The sequence below is a fragment of the Streptomyces exfoliatus genome (assembly GCF_000725545.1).
GTDB classification, from domain to species: domain Bacteria; phylum Actinomycetota; class Actinomycetes; order Streptomycetales; family Streptomycetaceae; genus Streptomyces; species Streptomyces exfoliatus.
On sequence record NZ_JNZP01000010.1, the window covers coordinates 71,409 to 87,065 of the forward strand.

Consider the following 15,657-nt stretch of genomic DNA (forward strand, 5'->3'; position numbering starts at 1 on the left):
TCAACGATACGACAGGTGTGCGCTGGCTCACGCGCGAACGGCTGCCGCCTTGGTCCTGGGCCGCCCCGGCGAGGGGCTACGTCCGTAGGTGGACGATGTCGCCCGCTCCCACCGCTTCCGTGCCGCCGCCTTCCGTGGCGATCACCAGGCGGCCGTCGCCGTCGAGGGCGACCGCCTCGCCTTCCAGCATGCGCTCTCCCGGCAGGTCGGCCCTGACGCGGCGGCCGAGGGTCGCGCAGCCGGCCGCGTACGCCGCCTGCAGGCCGGAGGCCTCGGGGTCGCCGTCGGCGCGTACCCAGTCGCCGTACCACTGGGCGAGGGAGCGCAGGACGGCCCGCAGGAGGGTGTCCCGGTCGGTGGAGACCGCGTCGGCGAGGAGGAGGGAGCCGGCGGTGGGGACGGGCAGCTCGTCCTCACGGAGGGTGACGTTGATGCCGAGTCCGATGACGATGGCGTCGTCGCCGGCCCGCTCGGCGAGGATGCCGCCGGTCTTGCGTTCCTCGCCCGCGACGGAAACAAGGAGGTCGTTCGGCCACTTGAGGGACATGTCGACGCCGGCGGCCTTCGCGAGGCCGGTCGCGGCGGCCACTCCGGTGAGCAGCGGGAGCCAGCCCCAGCGGTGGACGGGCACGTCCGGCTTGAGGAGGACGGAGAGGAAGAGCCCGGAGCGTGCCGGGGCCGTCCAGCTGCGGTCGAGGCGGCCGCGGCCCGAGGTCTGCTCCTCGGCGACGAGCACGGCTCCCTCGGGCAGCTCGTGGGCGCGGGCGGTGAGGTCGTTGTTGGTGGATCCAGTGGTGTCGACCACGTCGAGCGAGGTCCACAGGCCGTCGGGGAGGACGAGGGCGCGGCGCAGGGCGGTGGCGTTCAGCGGGGGCCGGTCGAGGTCGGACCAGGGGCCGCCGGAGCCTTGGGAGGACGTCATGCAAGCCAGAGTAGGTGTGGCAAAGACCGCAGTGCCGAACCGTATCGGCGTGGATACGCTACGGCTCAGTAGCTCAGTAGTAGCCCATTCGTAGTCAACGAACCCCCCGTGACCAGGCAGGGAGCCGCATCCCGATGTCCGAGCCGGCAGAGCAGTACGAGATCGACATTCACACGACCGCAGGCAAGATCGCGGACCTCAAGCGCCGTATCGACGAGGCCACCCACGCCGGCTCGGAGCGTGCGGTGGAGAAGCAGCACGCGAAGGGCAAGCTGACCGCGCGCGAGCGGATCGCGCTGCTCCTCGACGAGGGCTCGTTCGTCGAGCTCGACGAGCTGGCCCGGCACCGGTCGACCAACTTCGGGCTGGAGAAGAACCGGCCGTACGGCGACGGTGTCGTCACCGGCTACGGCACGGTCGACGGACGCCCGGTGGCGGTGTTCTCGCAGGACTTCACGGTCTTCGGCGGCGCGCTCGGCGAGACGTACGGCCAGAAGATCATCAAGGTGATGGACTTCGCCCTGAAGACGGGCTGCCCGGTCGTCGGCATCAACGACTCCGGCGGCGCCCGCATCCAGGAGGGCGTGAGCGCGCTCGGCATGTACGGCGAGATCTTCCGCCGCAACGTCCACGCCTCCGGGGTGATCCCGCAGATCTCCCTGGTCGTCGGCCCGTGCGCGGGCGGTGCCGTCTACTCGCCCGCGATCACCGACTTCACGGTGATGGTCGACCAGACCTCGCACATGTTCATCACCGGCCCCGACGTCATCAAGACGGTGACCGGCGAGGACGTGGGCTTCGAGGAGCTGGGCGGTGCCCGGACGCACAACTCGACGTCGGGCGTGGCGCACCACATGGCGGGTGACGAGAAGGACGCCATCGAGTACGTGAAGTCCCTGCTGTCCTACCTTCCGTCGAACAACCTCTCCGAGCCGCCGACCTTCCCCGAGGTCGCCGAGACGGAGGTGTCGGACGAGGACCTGGAGCTGGACACGCTGATCCCGGACTCGGCGAACCAGCCGTACGACATGCACAAGGTCATCGAGCACGTGCTCGACGACGGCGAGTTCCTGGAGACGCAGGCGCTGTTCGCGCCGAACATCCTGACCGGCTTCGGCCGCGTCGAGGGCTTCCCCGTCGGTGTGGTCGCCAACCAGCCGATGCAGTTCGCCGGCTGCCTGGACATCGACGCCTCGGAGAAGGCCGCGCGGTTCGTCCGGACCTGCGACGCCTTCAACATCCCCGTCCTGACCTTCGTGGACGTGCCCGGCTTCCTGCCGGGCGTGGACCAGGAGTACGGCGGCATCATCCGGCGCGGCGCGAAGCTGATCTACGCCTACGCCGAGGCCACCGTCCCGCTGATCACGGTCATCACGCGCAAGGCGTTCGGCGGCGCCTACGACGTCATGGGCTCCAAGCACCTGGGCGCCGACCTGAACCTGGCCTGGCCGACCGCGCAGATCGCCGTCATGGGCGCGCAGGGCGCGGTCAACATCCTGCACCGCAGGACGATCGCCGCCGCGGAGGACCAGGACGCCGAGCGGGCACGGCTGATCCAGGAGTACGAGGACACCCTGCTCAACCCGTACACGGCGGCCGAGCGCGGCTACATCGACGGCGTGATCCTGCCCTCCGACACGCGCCCCCAGATCGTGAAGGGGCTGCGTCAGCTGCGCACGAAGCGGGAATCCCTGCCTCCGAAGAAGCACGGCAACATCCCGCTCTAAATCCACCTCCAGGACCTCGAAGGAGTCGCTGTGATCAAGGTCGTACGAGGAAACCCGACCCCGGAGGAGTTGGCCGCCGCACTGGCGGTGGTTCAGGCGCGGGCCGCGGCCACGGCGGCGGCGTCCGCCGAGAGCGGCGGCCCGGCGGTACCGGAGGGCTGGTCGGATCCCTCGCGTATCGCTCGGTCGGTACGGCCCCGTCCGGGCCCCCGGGCCTGGGCCAGGTCGTACTGGCCCGTATAGGCGTACTGGCCCGTACAGGCGTCTCAGCACGGTGAAAGGCCGGACCCCCTCGGGAGGGTCCGGCCTTTCACACGTCCCGGTCACGTACGGCGCAGGAAGACGCCGGCCAGGACGGCTCCGGCGGCGACGATCGCCGCGTTGACGAGGACCGCGAGGCCGATGCCGTCGAGGAGTACGGGCGAGGTGACGACGACGGCGCTCATGATCGGGGTGCCCATGGTGATGCCGATCTGCTGGGTCATGGTCGCGAGTCCGGTCGCCGTGCCCTGCTCGTGGTCGGGGATGCCGGAGGTGGCGGTGACCATGAAGCCGACGATCGCGAGCATGTTGCCGACGCCGCCCGCGAAGGTCGCGGCGAGCAGGAGTCCGAGGCTGCCCCGGTCGTCGCCGAGCCCGTACAGGGCGAGGGTCGCGACGGCCTGGAGGAGGCCGCCGGCGACGAGCGCGGTACGGGCGCCGAACCGGCCGATGAAGCGGGAGGCGAACACTCCGCCGATGACCGTGCCGGCGCCGAGCACGCCGAAGGAGAGCCCCGCGGCGAGCGGGGAGAAGCCCAGGACGTCCTGGAGGTAGAGCGTCATCAGGAACACGAGCGAGGTCTCGGTCGCGAAGGCGACGAGTCCGGCGAGGTTGCCCCAGACGACGGTGCGGCGCCCCAGGATCCGTACGGGCACGAGGGGCGAGGTGGACCGCCGCTCGACGAACCAGAAGGCGACGAGCAGGGCGACGCCGACGACCAGGGCCAGGGGCTCGGTGGTCAGTCCGTAGACGAGGGCGAGGAGTCCGGCGGTGACGGTGATCGCGCCGGGGACGTCGAGGCGGGGCCGGACGGCCGGGCGGCTCTCCCTCAGGACGACGGGGGCGACGAGGAGGACGGCGAGCACCACCGGCACGTTGACGAGGAAGGCCCAGCGCCAGGAGAGCAGGTCGGTGAGGACGCCGCCCAGGATCGCGCCGGTGGTGAAGCCGGCGGACATCAGCGCGCCGTTGAGGCCGAGCGCACGGGCGCGCAGCGGGCCCTCGGGGAAGGAGGAGGTGAGCAGGGAGAGCCCGGCGGGGGTGACGGCGGCGGTGGCGAGGCCCTGGGCGACGCGGGCCGCCATCAGTGTCTCGGGGCCGGTGGCGAGGCCGCCGACGAGGGAGGAGACGCCGAGGAGGGTCATGCCGCCGAGGAAGAGGCGGCGGCGTCCGACGACGTCGGCGACGCGCCCGAAGAGGAGGGTGAAGCCGGCGGCGGCGAGGGCGAAGGCGGTGGCGATCCACTGGAGGCCGCCGAGGGAGAAGCCGAGTCCCTGGCCGATGACGGGGAGGGCGACGTTCAGGATCGAGAAGTCGACGGCCAGCATGAACTGGGCGACGAGGAGGACGACGAGGACGAGCCGCATCCGGCCGGTCATGCGGTCGTCAGCGTGGTCCACGTGTTCCACGGGCTTGGGGAGATCCAGGGCAACCATGGCGTTCGACCCCTTAATGGGAGGCTGGTTCCGTTAAGATGTCCCGTACGGTAGCAGAGTCGATGGACTTAATGGAACAGGAGACCCGTTTGACCGAGAGCCAGCCGGTCCCGCACGACACCGCGGCCACCCCCGGCACCCTCCGTCCCGGCGGCCGTACCGCGAAGGTCCGCCGCGCCGTCCTCGACGCCACGCAGGACGCCCTCGCCGACACCGGCTTCCACGCCCTGAACATGGACCGGATCGCCGCGAGCGCCGGCGTCGGCAAGACGACCGTGTACCGCCGCTGGGGCTCCCCCGTCGGCCTGGTCACCGACCTCCTGCACGACATGGCCGAACAGTCCCTGCCCGCCGCCGACACCGGCGGCCTCACGGGCGACCTGCGGGCCAACGCCGAACTCGTACGGGACACCCTCACCGACCCCCGGATGGGCGCCGTCTTCCGCGCGGTCATCGCCGCGGCGGCCTGCGACGAGGAGTGCGCCCGCGCGCTCGCCGCCTTCTACCGGACCCGGCTCGCCGAATGGGCCCCCGTCGTCACCAGGGCGGCGGCGCGCGGCGAGGTCCCCGAGGGGACCGACCCTGTCGAACTGCTCCGCGCCGTCTCCGCACCGCTCTACTACCGCTTCACGATCACCCACGAGGAGCTCACCGGGGCCGTGACGGAACGGGCGGTCACGGCGGCGCTCGCGGCGGCACGGGACGGGGCGTTCCTCCGCGAATAGTCCTTCGGCACCGGGGCGCCTGAGTATCCGTACTCAGGCGCCCCGCCCGTCCCGGCCGCAGGATCGGAGGCATGCTGTGGTCCGACCCGAAGAACCAGCCGCCGAAGTTCCTGCGCGACATGCAGGCGATGCTCCGCCGCACCGGCGTCCTGCTGGCGCTCGCGATGGTCGTGGCGATGGTCGTGGTCGGCGCGCGCTAGGGTCCGCCGTCCGGATCCGCCCGGCATGATCCGAACGGGAGTCCCTTGGGCGCCCTCAGCGGCCCGCACTGGCTACGCTGCCCCCATGACTGCTGATCCGCGCCGTGTCGTGCTCGCCTCCGCCTCCCCCGCCCGGCTGGGTCTGCTCCGGCAGGCCGGTCTCGCCCCCGAGGTGATCGTGAGCGGGGTCGACGAGGACAAGGTCCACGCCCCGACCCCGGCCGAGCTCGCGCTCGCCCTCGCGGAGGCCAAGGCCGCCCATGTGGCTGCCCGGCCCGAGGTGTTCGGCGCCCTGGTCATCGGCTGCGACTCGGTGCTCGAACTCGACAAGCAGGCCCTCGGCAAGCCGGCCGACGCCGAGGAGGCCACCGCCCGCTGGAAGGCGATGCGCGGCCGGGTCGGCATCCTCCAGACCGGTCACTGCGTGTACGACACGGCCGCCAAGCGCTTCGAGTCGGCGACGGCCTCCACCGTGGTCCGCTTCGGCGAACCGACGGACGAGGAGATCGCGGCGTACGTGGCGAGCGGCGAACCGCTGCACGTGGCGGGCGCGTTCACGCTCGACGGGCGCTCGGCGCCGTTCATCGACGGCATCGACGGCGACCCGGGCAATGTGATCGGCCTGTCACTGCCGCTGCTGCGCAGGCTCCTCGCGAAGCTGGACGTACGGATCACGGACCTCTGGGTCTGACATCCGTACGCGGATCACGCGGCTGCCGGGGCCCCTTCGCCTGCCGTGGGGGCCCCGGTGACCGCGTCCGTACCGGCGGCTTCCTTGCCGTACGCCACGAGGGTGAGCACGATCAGGCCGAGGACGACCACCAGAAAGGTGAACGCGGGCCAGCCCAGCAGGCCCACCGCCACCGCGGCGAGGATTCCGTGCACGACGGCGCAGCCGACGAGCAGCCCCCGGCCCGCCCGGCCGGGGCGGCGGTCGCGGATCCCCGCCAGGAGGGCGACCAGGCCGCAGAGGGCGAGGGCGATCCCCGAGCCGATGCCAAGGGCCCACGTTCCGGTGTACATCGCGTCGGGGTCCAGGCCGTCGAGGGACATCGACTGGACCTTCACGAACCGTGCCATCACGGCGTTGATCGCGACGATGCCGGGCGCTTCGAGGAACAGCACCGCCGCCGTCACGAGGGCTATCGGTCTGCGGGCCACCTCGGCCACCCCCTGGGTTGGACTGTTACCGACAGTACGAACGACAGCGCGAAGGCTACTGGCCGGTAAACCCCTGGACAAGAGTGCGAGCGCGACCGGCGGAGGCGGACGGCGCGGCAAAGAATCGCCGACCCATTCGTAGGGACTCGACAAAGAATCCCGAATGGCGACTGGCCGTGCGAACAGAGACCTGCGCCACACCTCGGAGCTACTGTGCCGTAAAGGAACCCTGCGTACCGTGGTGCGACAAGGGAATTCACGACCCGAGCGGGCCCGGGGTCACGCTCCGTGTGGGCAAGCTCACCACTGGGGACGGGTCGAAAGGCCGTGTCGGCAGTCCCTAAACTCAGCTTGTTTCAAGGAGGGAGCCATCGTGCGCAAGGTGCTCATCGCCAACCGTGGCGAAATCGCTGTCCGTGTGGCCCGGGCGTGCCGGGACGCGGGTATCGGCAGCGTGGCCGTGTACGCCGAGCCGGACCGGGATGCTCTGCATGTCCGGGCCGCCGACGAGGCGTTCGCTCTGGGCGGTGACACTCCGGCGACCAGTTATCTGGACATGGCGAAGGTGCTGCAGGCGGCCAAGGACTCCGGGGCCGACGCGGTCCACCCCGGTTACGGCTTCCTGTCGGAGAACGCCGAGTTCGCGCAGGCCGTCCTGGACGCCGGTCTGACGTGGATCGGTCCGCCGCCGCAGGCGATCCGGGACCTGGGCGACAAGGTGGCGGCGCGTCACATCGCGCAGCGCGCCGGCGCCCCGCTCGTCGCGGGTACCCCCGACCCGGTCTCGGGCGCCGACGAGGTCGTCGCGTTCGCCAAGGAGCACGGGCTGCCGATCGCGATCAAGGCCGCCTTCGGTGGCGGCGGCCGCGGTCTGAAGGTCGCCCGCACCCTCGAAGAGGTCCCGGAGCTGTACGACTCCGCCGTCCGCGAGGCCGTCGCGGCCTTCGGCCGGGGCGAGTGCTTCGTCGAGCGCTACCTCGACAAGCCCCGGCACGTCGAGACCCAGTGCCTCGCCGACACCCACGGCAACGTGGTCGTCGTCTCGACCCGTGACTGCTCGCTGCAGCGCCGCCACCAGAAGCTGGTCGAGGAGGCGCCCGCGCCGTTCCTGACCGAGGCGCAGAACGCCGAGCTGTACGCGGCGTCGAAGGCGATCCTGAAGGAGGCCGGCTACGTCGGCGCCGGCACGGTCGAGTTCCTCGTCGGCACGGACGGCACGATCTCCTTCCTGGAGGTCAACACCCGTCTCCAGGTCGAGCACCCGGTCACCGAAGAGGTCACCGGCATCGACCTGGTCCGCGAGATGTTCCGCATCGCCGACGGCGAGGAGCTCGGCTACGGCGACCCTGCGGTGCGCGGTCACTCCTTTGAGTTCCGTATCAACGGCGAGGACCCGGGCCGCGGTTTCCTCCCGGCCCCCGGCACGGTCACCCTCTTCCAGCCGCCGACCGGCCCGGGCGTCCGTCTGGACGCCGGTGTCGAGTCGGGCTCGGTCATCGGCCCGGCGTGGGACTCGCTCCTCGCCAAGCTGATCGTCACCGGCGCCACCCGCGAGCAGGCCCTCCAGCGCGCTGCCCGCGCCCTGGCGGAGTTCAAGGTGGAGGGCATGGCCACGGCCATCCCGTTCCACCAGGCCGTCGTGGTCGACCCGGCGTTCACCGCGGACCCGTTCCGGGTCCACACCCGGTGGATCGAGACCGAGTTCGTCAACGAGATCAAGCCCTTCGCGCCGGCCGGCGCGGACGCGGACGAGGACGAGTCGGGCCGCGAGACGATCGTCGTCGAGGTCGGCGGCAAGCGCCTCGAGGTCTCCCTGCCGTCCTCCCTCGGCATGACCCTGGCCCGCACCGGCCTCGCCGCCGGTGCCAAGCCGAAGCGCCGCGCCGCGAAGAAGTCCGGTCCGGCCGCCTCCGGCGACGCGCTCGCCTCCCCGATGCAGGGCACGATCGTGAAGATCGCGGTCGAGGAGGGCCAGGAGGTCAAGGAGGGCGACCTCATCGTCGTCCTGGAGGCCATGAAGATGGAGCAGCCGCTCAACGCGCACCGCTCCGGCACCGTCAAGGGCCTGACCGCCGAGGTCGGCGCGTCCGTCACCTCCGGCGCCGTCATCTGCGACATCAAGGACTGACCGTCGCACCGAGTACGGTACGAAGGGCCCGCAGGCAGCCGCCTGCGGGCCCTTCGCCGAGGGGAGGGTGTTTCCACGCCATGCGAGCCGACGCACGCCGCAACCACGAGCGACTGCTCATCGAAGCCCGCGCCACCTTCGCCGAACAGGGCGCCGACGCCTCCCTCGAGGAGATCGCGCGCCGCGCGGGCGTCGGGATCGGCACCCTCTACCGCCACTTCCCCACCCGGGCCGAGCTGCTCAACGCCGTCTTCCAGGAGGCTCTGACGGCGCTCCTGCGCCGCTCGGCGGAGCTGGCCGGGGCCGCGGAGCCGTGCCGGGCGCTCGTGGAGTGGCTGCGGGCCCTGATCGCCCACGCGGGCGAGTACCGGGGGCTCGCGCACGCGCTGATGTCGGCCTCGTACGACCGGAGTTCGGCGCTCGCCGGATGCAGCGAGCCGCTGCGGGCGGCCGGTGAGCGGCTGCTCGGGCGCGCCCGTGAGGCGGGCCAGGTGCGCGCCGACGTGTCGATCGGCGATCTGATGCAGCTGACCAACGCGATCGCGCTGGCGGCGGAACAGCGTCCGGACGATCCGGAGTTGGCGGACCGCCTGCTCGCGCTGACGCTCCGGGGAATCAAGCACTGAGGACTCGAGGTCCGGGGAAACCGGGACTGACGTCGTCCCGGGTGTACGGGCGCCGGCGGCCCGGGACCTTTGGGGGAAGGTCCCTCGCACCCCTCAGCGGCGGCGCATGTCCGCGACGCGTGCCGTGCGCTCCAGCGTCTCCGCGGCCATTCCCCCGCCAGGCCCCCTGAACTGACCGGCCGCCATCCGCCCGCGCTGGACGGGGAGCGGCATGTCACGGCGGGGCCGGACGCCCGGGGGGTGCTGCTCACCGCCGGCCGCGCCGGGCCCGGCGCCCGTACCCGCCACGGCGATCTGCACGCCCTGGTCGGCGAGGGCCTGGAGCTCGGTGGCCGCCCGGTCGTCATGGGCGGGCGGCTCGTCGGTGACAAGGCGGGTGATGACGTCCGTGGGCACCGTCTGGAACATGGTGTCGGCGCCGAGCTTGGTGTGGTCGGCGAGGACCACGACCTCCGCCGCCGCCTGGACGAGCGCCCGGTCCACGCTCGCGGAGAGCATGTTGGAGGTGGACAGGCCGCGCTCGGCGGTCAGTCCGCTCCCGGAGAGGAAGGCGCGGGAGACCCGGAGGCCCTGGAGCGACTGCTCCGCCCCGCTGCCCACGAGCGCGTAGTTGGAGCCGCGCAGGGTGCCGCCGGTCATGACGACCTCGACCCTGTTGGCGTGGGCGAGGGCCTGGGCGACGAGCAGGGAGTTGGTGACCACGGTCAGACCGGGCACGCGGGCGAGCCGGCGGGCCAGCTCCTGCGTGGTCGTCCCGGCGCCGACGACGATGGCCTCGCCTTCTTCGACGAGGCTCGCGGCGACGTCGGCGATGGCCGTCTTCTCCGCGGTCGCGAGATGGGATTTCTGCGGGAAGCCGGATTCTCGCGTGAATCCGCCCGGCAACACCGCACCGCCGTGGCGGCGGTCGAGGAGTCCTTCTGCCTCCAGTGCCCGTACGTCTCTCCGTACGGTCACCTCCGAGGTCTGGACGACGCGGGCGAGCTCGCGGAGCGACACGGCCCCATTGGCTCGCACCATTTCGAGGATCAACTGGCGACGTTCTGCAGCGAACACGAAACTGACAGTAACGTGACTGGCCGATAGTTTTCAGCACTATGCGCCGAATTGCTGAATATGCGCATGGGCGAGGCCCCCAAGTGGTATGGGGGACCCCGCCGTTGATCGTCCGGCGCCTGGGCTATGCCCGGGCTTGCCGGGGGTTGTCCGAGTCGGCGAACCGTTCCCGCAGGCAGGGACGGGTGCCGGGCGTCCGGCTAGACCTCGCCCGCCGTCTTCCGGGTGTGCAACTGCCGTGCCACTTCCGCGATCGAACCCGACAGGGAGGGGTACACGGTGAAAGCATTTGCGATCTGTTCGACCGTCAGATTGTTGTCGACCGCGATCGAGATGGGGTGAATCAGTTCGCTCGCCTTCGGGGCGACGACACAGCCGCCGACCACGATGCCGGTGCCGGGACGGCAGAAGATCTTGACGAAGCCGTCCCGGATGCCCTGCATCTTCGCGCGCGGGTTGCGCAGCAGCGGGAGCTTGACGACCTTGGCGTCGATCTTGCCGGCGTCCACGTCGGCCTGGGTGTAGCCGACGGTGGCGATCTCGGGGTCGGTGAAGACGTTCGACGAGACCGTCTTCAGGTTGAGCGGGGCCACCGCGTCGCCGAGGAAGTGGTACATGGCGATTCGGCCCTGCATGGCGGCCACCGAGGCGAGCGCGAAGACGCCGGTGACGTCACCGGCCGCGTACACGCCGGGGGCGCTGGTGCGGGAGACCCGGTCGGTCCAGATGTGACCGGAGTCCTTCAGCTTGATCCCCGCCTCCTCCAGACCCATCCCGGCCGAGTTCGGGATCGCGCCGACCGCCATCAGACAGTGCGTGCCGGAGATGACCCGGCCGTCGGCGAGGGTGACCTCGACCCGGTCGCCGACCCGCTTGGCGGACTCGGCGCGGGAGCGGGCCATGACGTTCATGCCACGGCGGCGGAAGACGTCCTCCAGGACGGCGGCGGCGTCCGGGTCCTCCCCGGGGAGCACCCGGTCACGGCTGGACACCAGGGTGACCCGGGAGCCGAGCGCCTGGTAGGCGCCGGCGAACTCGGCGCCGGTGACGCCGGAACCGACCACGATGAGCTCCTCGGGGAGCTCCTTGAGGTCGTAGACCTGCGTCCAGTTCAGGATGCGCTCGCCGTCCGGCTTGGCGTCGGGCACCTCGCGCGGGTGGGCGCCGGTGGCGATCAGCACGGCGTCGGCGGTCAGCGTCTCCTCGGTGCCGTCGGCGGCGGTGACGACCACCTGGCGGGACCCGTCCATCGCCTGCCGGCCGGAGAGCCGGCCGCGACCGCGGAGCACGCGTGCGCCCGCCCGGGTGACGGAGGCGGTGATGTCGTGCGACTGGGCGAGCGCCAGGCGCTTCACCCGCCGGTTGACCTTGCCGAGGTCGACGCCGACGACGCGGGCGGCCTGCTCCACGTGCGGGGTGTCGTCCGCGACGATGATGCCGAGCTCCTCGTAGGAGGAGTCGAAGGTGGTCATCACCTCGGCGGTGGCGATCAGGGTCTTGGAGGGCACGCAGTCGGTCAGGACGGACGCGCCGCCGAGGCCGTCGCAGTCGACGACGGTCACCTCCGCGCCGAGTTGGGCGCCCACCAGGGCCGCCTCGTATCCGCCGGGTCCGCCGCCGATGATCACGATCCGGGTCACTGGGATCTACGCCTCGCGTCTCGTTCTGCCGGGGGGTCCCCCCGCTGGGGTGCAGTGCGTACGCCATTGTCCCGCACGCTTCAAAGTGCGTACCCCATTCTCCCGCACGCCCGGCGCGGTCTCACGCCGGGGGCCGTACGCCCGGCGGTCCCGGGACCCCACGGTCTCCACCTCGGAGTTCGGCGGACACCCCGCCCCCTCCCGTACCCTCGGTGCCATGTCGCTCTACGCCGCTTTCGCCGGCAACCTCGACGCGCGGCTGATGAGCCGCCGCGCACCGCACTCCCCGCTGCGCGGCACCGGCTGGCTGAACGGCTGGCGGCTGACCTTCGGCGGCGAACAGATGGGCTGGGAGGGGGCGCTGGCCACCATCGTGGAGGCCCCCCGCTCGCAGGTCTTCGTGGCGCTGTACGACATCGCGCCGATGGACGAGGACTCGATGGACCGCTGGGAGGGCGTCGGCCTCGACATCTACCGCCGGATGCGGGTGCGGGTGCACACCCTGGACGGCGAGGAGGCCGCCTGGGTGTACGTGCTCAACGGGTACGAGGGCGGGCTTCCCTCGGCGCGGTACCTCGGCGAGGTCGCCGACGCGGCCGAGTCGGCGGGCGCGCCGCACGACTACGTGATGGAGTTGCGCAAGCGCCCCTGCTGAGGGTGTACGAACACCCCAGGGGCGGGGACGGGGGTACCGGTGCGCCTTTTGTCGGAAACGACAAGACAACGATCGCATGTCCGTCGGCATCGTCATCTACGCGCGTAGGCAATCTCCGGCTACGCTGCTGCGCGTACCAAATCCGTCCGGGGCCCACCTCGGACCCACCCTCCCCGAGGCGAGAGAGTCAGTGAACGCAACTGCCACCCCGTACGAGGCCGCCGAGGCCGCTGCCGCCCGTCTTCGCGAGCTGACCGGAGTCGAGAAGCACGACGTCGTCCTGGTCATGGGCTCGGGCTGGGCGCCCGCCGTCGACGCGCTCGGCGCGCCCGAGGCCGAGTTCCCCGTCACCGACCTGCCCGGCTTCCCGCCGCCCGCCGTCGAGGGCCACGGCGGCAAGATCCGCTCGTACAAGATCGGCGAGAAGCGCGCGCTCGTCTTCCTCGGCCGCACCCACTTCTACGAGGGCCGCGGCGTCGCGTCCGTCGCCCACGGCGTCCGTACCGCCGTCGCCGCCGGCTGCGAGACCGTCATCCTCACCAACGGCTGCGGCGGCCTGCGCGAGGGCATGCGCCCCGGCCAGCCGGTCCTCATCAGCGACCACCTCAACCTGACGGCCGCCTCGCCGATCGTCGGCGCGAACTTCGTGGACCTCACCGACCTGTACTCGCCGCGGCTGCGCGCGCTGTGCAAGGAGGTCGACGAGACCCTCGAAGAGGGCGTCTACGTGCAGTTCCCCGGCCCGCACTACGAGACCCCGGCCGAGATCAACATGGTCCGCGTGCTCGGCGGCGACCTCGTCGGCATGTCCACCGTCCTGGAGGCCATCGCCGCCCGTGAGGCCGGCGCGGAGGTCCTCGGCATCTCCCTGGTGACGAACCTGGCGGCGGGGCTCTCGGGCGAGCCGCTGAACCACGAGGAGGTCCTCCAGGCGGGGCGCGACTCGGCCGCGCGGATGGGCGAGCTGCTGACCCGCGTCCTCGACCGGATCTGAGTTCTTCCCGCGCCCCTCACACCGTTCGGCCCCTGGGGGCCGAACGGGCCTCGGGGCGCTGCGGCGGCCTCCGACCGCCGGGGCCCCGGCCTCGGGCGTCCGCCGTCGGGGCCGCTGCGCGGGGCTTCTTCCCCACCCCGCCCCTTCCCGAACCGGGGCTCCGCCCCGGACCCCGCGCCTCGAACGCCGGCGGGCTGGATTTCCGCCCCGGCGGAAATCCAGCCCGCCCGGCGTTCGAGGGCACGGCCGAAGGCCGTACGGGGTCTGGGGGCTTGCCCCCAGTTTCGGGAAGGGGCGGGGTGGGGGAAGGCTCCGCGCAGCGGTACTCGCCCCGCCACCCCACCCTCCCGCACCCCGAAAGGCACACCGTGACCCAGGACGACCTCCTCACCCGGGCCAAGGCCTGGCTCGCCGAGGACCCCGACAGCGAGACCCGCGAGGAGCTCGCCGAGCTGATCAAGGCCGGTGACACCGACGCGCTCGCCGACCGTTTCGCCGGCACACTCCAGTTCGGCACCGCCGGACTCCGCGGCGAGCTGGGCGCGGGGCCGATGCGGATGAACCGCTCGGTCGTCATCCGGGCCGCCGCCGGCCTCGCCGCGTACCTCAGGGCGAAGGGCGAGGAGGGCGGTCTCGTCGTCATCGGCTACGACGCCCGCTACAAGTCCGCCGACTTCGCCCGTGACACCGCCGCCGTGATGACCGGCGCGGGGCTGCGCGCCGCGCTGCTCCCCCGCCCGCTGCCGACGCCCGTCCTGGCGTACGCCATAAGGCATCTGGGTGCCGTCGCGGGCGTCGAGGTGACCGCGAGCCACAACCCGCCGCGCGACAACGGCTACAAGGTCTACCTGGGCGACGGCTCGCAGATCGTGCCGCCCGCCGACGCGGAGATCGCCGCCGAGATCGACGCGATCCGCTCGCTCGACGACGTCCCGCGCCCCGAGGACGGCTGGCGGACCCTCGGCGACGAGGTCCTGGACGCCTATCTGGAGCGTACGGACGCCGTCCTGAGCCCCGGATCACCCCGCACCGCCAGGACCGTCTACACGGCCATGCACGGCGTCGGCAAGGACGTCCTGACCGCCGCGTTCGCCCGGGCCGGTTTCCCGCCGCCCGCGCTCGTCGCCGCCCAGGCCGAGCCGGACCCGGCCTTCCCCACGGTCGCCTTCCCCAACCCGGAGGAGCCGGGGGCCATGGACCTCGCCTTCGAGGCGGCCCGCGCCGTGGACCCCGACCTGGTCATCGCCAACGACCCGGACGCCGACCGCTGCGCGGTGGCCGTGCCGGACCCGGCGGTCACGGGCGGCTGGCGGATGCTCCGCGGCGACGAGGTGGGCGCGCTGCTCGCCGCGCACCTGGTCTACAAGGGCGCCACCGGCGTCTTCGCCGAGTCGATCGTGTCGTCCTCGCTGCTCGGCCGGATCGCCGACGCCGCGGGCCTCGGCTACGAGGAGACCCTGACCGGCTTCAAGTGGATCGCGCGCGTCGAGGGCCTGCGCTACGGCTACGAGGAGGCGCTCGGCTACTGCGTCGACCCGGAGGGCGTCCGCGACAAGGACGGCATCACGGCGGCGCTGCTCGTCACCGAGCTGGCGTCGGTGCTCAAGGAGCAGGGCCGGACGCTGACCGACCTGCTGGACGACCTGGCGGTGGAGCACGGGCTGCACGCCACGGACCAGCTGTCGGTGCGCGTCGAGGACCTGAGCGTCATCGCGAACGCGATGGCGGCGCTGCGCGAGCGCCCGCCGGTGTCGCTGGCCGGTCTGACGGTCGTCTCGGCGGAGGACCTGACGAAGGGGACGGAGTCGCTGCCCCCGACGGACGGGCTGCGCTACCACCTGGAGGGCGCGTACAAGGCCCGGGTGATCGTCCGCCCGAGCGGCACCGAGCCCAAGCTGAAGTGCTACCTGGAGGTCGTGGTCCCGGTCGCCGCGGCGGTCGACCTCGCTCCGGCCCGCGCGAAGGCCTCGGAGCTGCTCGTCGCCATCAAGCGTGACCTGTCGGCGGCCGCCGGACTGTGACGGCGGGATCGTCACGGAGGGCCGGTACGGGATGCGTTCCCGTACCGGCCCTCCGGCGTTCTCCACGCCCCGGGCGACCCGGGCCGTGTCTCCCCGCGGTCGGCG

The 15,657-nt window shown here is 72.0% G+C and carries 15 protein-coding genes; 10 read left to right on the forward strand and 5 right to left on the reverse strand.

Going from position 1 to position 15,657, the window contains the following annotated elements; genetic code table 11:
• Nucleotides 1-76 precede the first annotated feature (76 nt).
• Nucleotides 77-922, reverse strand: a complete 846-nt coding sequence (locus IO20_RS0112420; protein ID WP_030548915.1) for a biotin--[acetyl-CoA-carboxylase] ligase — start codon at nucleotides 920-922, stop codon at nucleotides 77-79.
• A gap of 134 nt (nucleotides 923-1,056) precedes the next feature.
• Here IO20_RS0112420 and IO20_RS0112425 point away from each other — a divergent pair, with 134 nt between their 5' ends.
• A complete protein-coding gene (locus IO20_RS0112425; protein WP_030548917.1) occupies nucleotides 1,057-2,649 on the forward strand; it encodes an acyl-CoA carboxylase subunit beta in 1,593 nt (530 codons plus the stop codon).
• A 30-nt stretch (nucleotides 2,650-2,679) separates the two neighbouring features.
• Nucleotides 2,680-2,892, forward strand: a complete 213-nt coding sequence (locus IO20_RS38475) for an acyl-CoA carboxylase subunit epsilon (RefSeq protein WP_030223749.1) — start codon at nucleotides 2,680-2,682, stop codon at nucleotides 2,890-2,892.
• An 80-nt stretch (nucleotides 2,893-2,972) separates the two neighbouring features.
• Here the strand turns inward: IO20_RS38475 and IO20_RS0112430 are convergent, their stop codons facing one another.
• The gene (locus IO20_RS0112430) at nucleotides 2,973-4,346 is read right to left on the reverse strand and encodes an MFS transporter (RefSeq protein WP_030548919.1); all 1,374 of its coding nucleotides are present in this window, start codon (nucleotides 4,344-4,346) and stop codon (nucleotides 2,973-2,975) included.
• 71 nt (nucleotides 4,347-4,417) lie between these two features.
• On the opposite strand from IO20_RS0112430, the gene IO20_RS0112435 reads away from it, so the two are divergent.
• From IO20_RS0112435 to IO20_RS0112445, 3 genes are all read left to right on the forward strand, one after another.
• On the forward strand, nucleotides 4,418-5,071 hold the full coding sequence (locus tag IO20_RS0112435) for a TetR/AcrR family transcriptional regulator (protein WP_051874379.1): 654 nt from the start codon (nucleotides 4,418-4,420) through the stop codon (nucleotides 5,069-5,071).
• 71 nt (nucleotides 5,072-5,142) lie between these two features.
• Complete coding sequence (gene mmpB, locus IO20_RS41985) at nucleotides 5,143-5,271, forward strand: morphogenic membrane protein MmpB (RefSeq protein WP_281181607.1); 129 nt, start codon at nucleotides 5,143-5,145, stop codon at nucleotides 5,269-5,271.
• 85 nt (nucleotides 5,272-5,356) lie between these two features.
• On the forward strand, nucleotides 5,357-5,962 hold the full coding sequence (locus IO20_RS0112445; RefSeq protein ID WP_030548923.1) for a nucleoside triphosphate pyrophosphatase: 606 nt from the start codon (nucleotides 5,357-5,359) through the stop codon (nucleotides 5,960-5,962).
• A gap of 14 nt (nucleotides 5,963-5,976) precedes the next feature.
• Here IO20_RS0112445 and IO20_RS0112450 read toward each other — a convergent pair whose 3' ends face one another.
• Complete coding sequence (locus IO20_RS0112450) at nucleotides 5,977-6,432, reverse strand: hypothetical protein (RefSeq protein ID WP_030548925.1); 456 nt, start codon at nucleotides 6,430-6,432, stop codon at nucleotides 5,977-5,979.
• A gap of 373 nt (nucleotides 6,433-6,805) precedes the next feature.
• Between IO20_RS0112450 and IO20_RS0112455 the strand changes: the two genes are divergently transcribed.
• Nucleotides 6,806-8,560: an acetyl/propionyl/methylcrotonyl-CoA carboxylase subunit alpha gene (locus IO20_RS0112455; protein ID WP_030548927.1), complete on the forward strand. Its 1,755-nt coding sequence runs from the start codon at nucleotides 6,806-6,808 to the stop codon at nucleotides 8,558-8,560.
• 80 nt (nucleotides 8,561-8,640) lie between these two features.
• Nucleotides 8,641-9,186, forward strand: a complete 546-nt coding sequence (locus IO20_RS0112460; protein ID WP_030548929.1) for a TetR/AcrR family transcriptional regulator — start codon at nucleotides 8,641-8,643, stop codon at nucleotides 9,184-9,186.
• Between the two features lie 93 nt (nucleotides 9,187-9,279).
• On the opposite strand, the gene IO20_RS0112465 is transcribed toward IO20_RS0112460, so the two are convergent.
• Together IO20_RS0112465 and IO20_RS0112470 are read right to left on the reverse strand one after the other, a co-directional pair.
• Nucleotides 9,280-10,206: a DeoR/GlpR family DNA-binding transcription regulator gene (locus tag IO20_RS0112465; RefSeq protein ID WP_030223760.1), complete on the reverse strand. Its 927-nt coding sequence runs from the start codon at nucleotides 10,204-10,206 to the stop codon at nucleotides 9,280-9,282.
• Nucleotides 10,207-10,442: 236 nt separating this feature from the next.
• Complete coding sequence (locus tag IO20_RS0112470; protein WP_030548931.1) at nucleotides 10,443-11,882, reverse strand: NAD(P)H-quinone dehydrogenase; 1,440 nt, start codon at nucleotides 11,880-11,882, stop codon at nucleotides 10,443-10,445.
• Nucleotides 11,883-12,099: 217 nt separating this feature from the next.
• On the opposite strand from IO20_RS0112470, the gene IO20_RS0112475 reads away from it, so the two are divergent.
• The 3 genes from IO20_RS0112475 (at nucleotide 12,100) to IO20_RS0112485 (ending at nucleotide 15,552) form a co-directional block, all read left to right on the forward strand.
• The gene (locus tag IO20_RS0112475) at nucleotides 12,100-12,537 is read left to right on the forward strand and encodes a gamma-glutamylcyclotransferase family protein (RefSeq protein WP_030223764.1); all 438 of its coding nucleotides are present in this window, start codon (nucleotides 12,100-12,102) and stop codon (nucleotides 12,535-12,537) included.
• A gap of 190 nt (nucleotides 12,538-12,727) precedes the next feature.
• The gene (locus IO20_RS0112480) at nucleotides 12,728-13,531 is read left to right on the forward strand and encodes a purine-nucleoside phosphorylase (protein ID WP_030223766.1); all 804 of its coding nucleotides are present in this window, start codon (nucleotides 12,728-12,730) and stop codon (nucleotides 13,529-13,531) included.
• A 368-nt stretch (nucleotides 13,532-13,899) separates the two neighbouring features.
• On the forward strand, nucleotides 13,900-15,552 hold the full coding sequence (locus IO20_RS0112485; RefSeq protein WP_030548933.1) for a phospho-sugar mutase: 1,653 nt from the start codon (nucleotides 13,900-13,902) through the stop codon (nucleotides 15,550-15,552).
• Nucleotides 15,553-15,657: the final 105 nt, after the last annotated feature.

Bases quoted from the DNA above. Each gene is read 5' to 3' on its own strand.
- IO20_RS0112445 (WP_030548923.1), top strand. From the start codon at position 5,357: ATGACTGCTGATCCGCGCCGTGTCGTGCTCGCCTCCGCCTCCCCCGCC.
- IO20_RS0112425 (WP_030548917.1), top strand. From the start codon at position 1,057: ATGTCCGAGCCGGCAGAGCAGTACGAGATCGACATTCACACGACCGCA.
- IO20_RS0112420 (WP_030548915.1), bottom strand. From the start codon at position 922: ATGACGTCCTCCCAAGGCTCCGGCGGCCCCTGGTCCGACCTCGACCGG.
- IO20_RS0112475 (WP_030223764.1), top strand. From the start codon at position 12,100: ATGTCGCTCTACGCCGCTTTCGCCGGCAACCTCGACGCGCGGCTGATG.
- mmpB (WP_281181607.1), top strand. From the start codon at position 5,143: ATGCTGTGGTCCGACCCGAAGAACCAGCCGCCGAAGTTCCTGCGCGAC.
- IO20_RS0112430 (WP_030548919.1), bottom strand. From the start codon at position 4,346: ATGGTTGCCCTGGATCTCCCCAAGCCCGTGGAACACGTGGACCACGCT.
- IO20_RS0112465 (WP_030223760.1), bottom strand. From the start codon at position 10,206: ATGGTGCGAGCCAATGGGGCCGTGTCGCTCCGCGAGCTCGCCCGCGTC.
- IO20_RS0112460 (WP_030548929.1), top strand. From the start codon at position 8,641: ATGCGAGCCGACGCACGCCGCAACCACGAGCGACTGCTCATCGAAGCC.
- IO20_RS0112435 (WP_051874379.1), top strand. From the start codon at position 4,418: ATGGAACAGGAGACCCGTTTGACCGAGAGCCAGCCGGTCCCGCACGAC.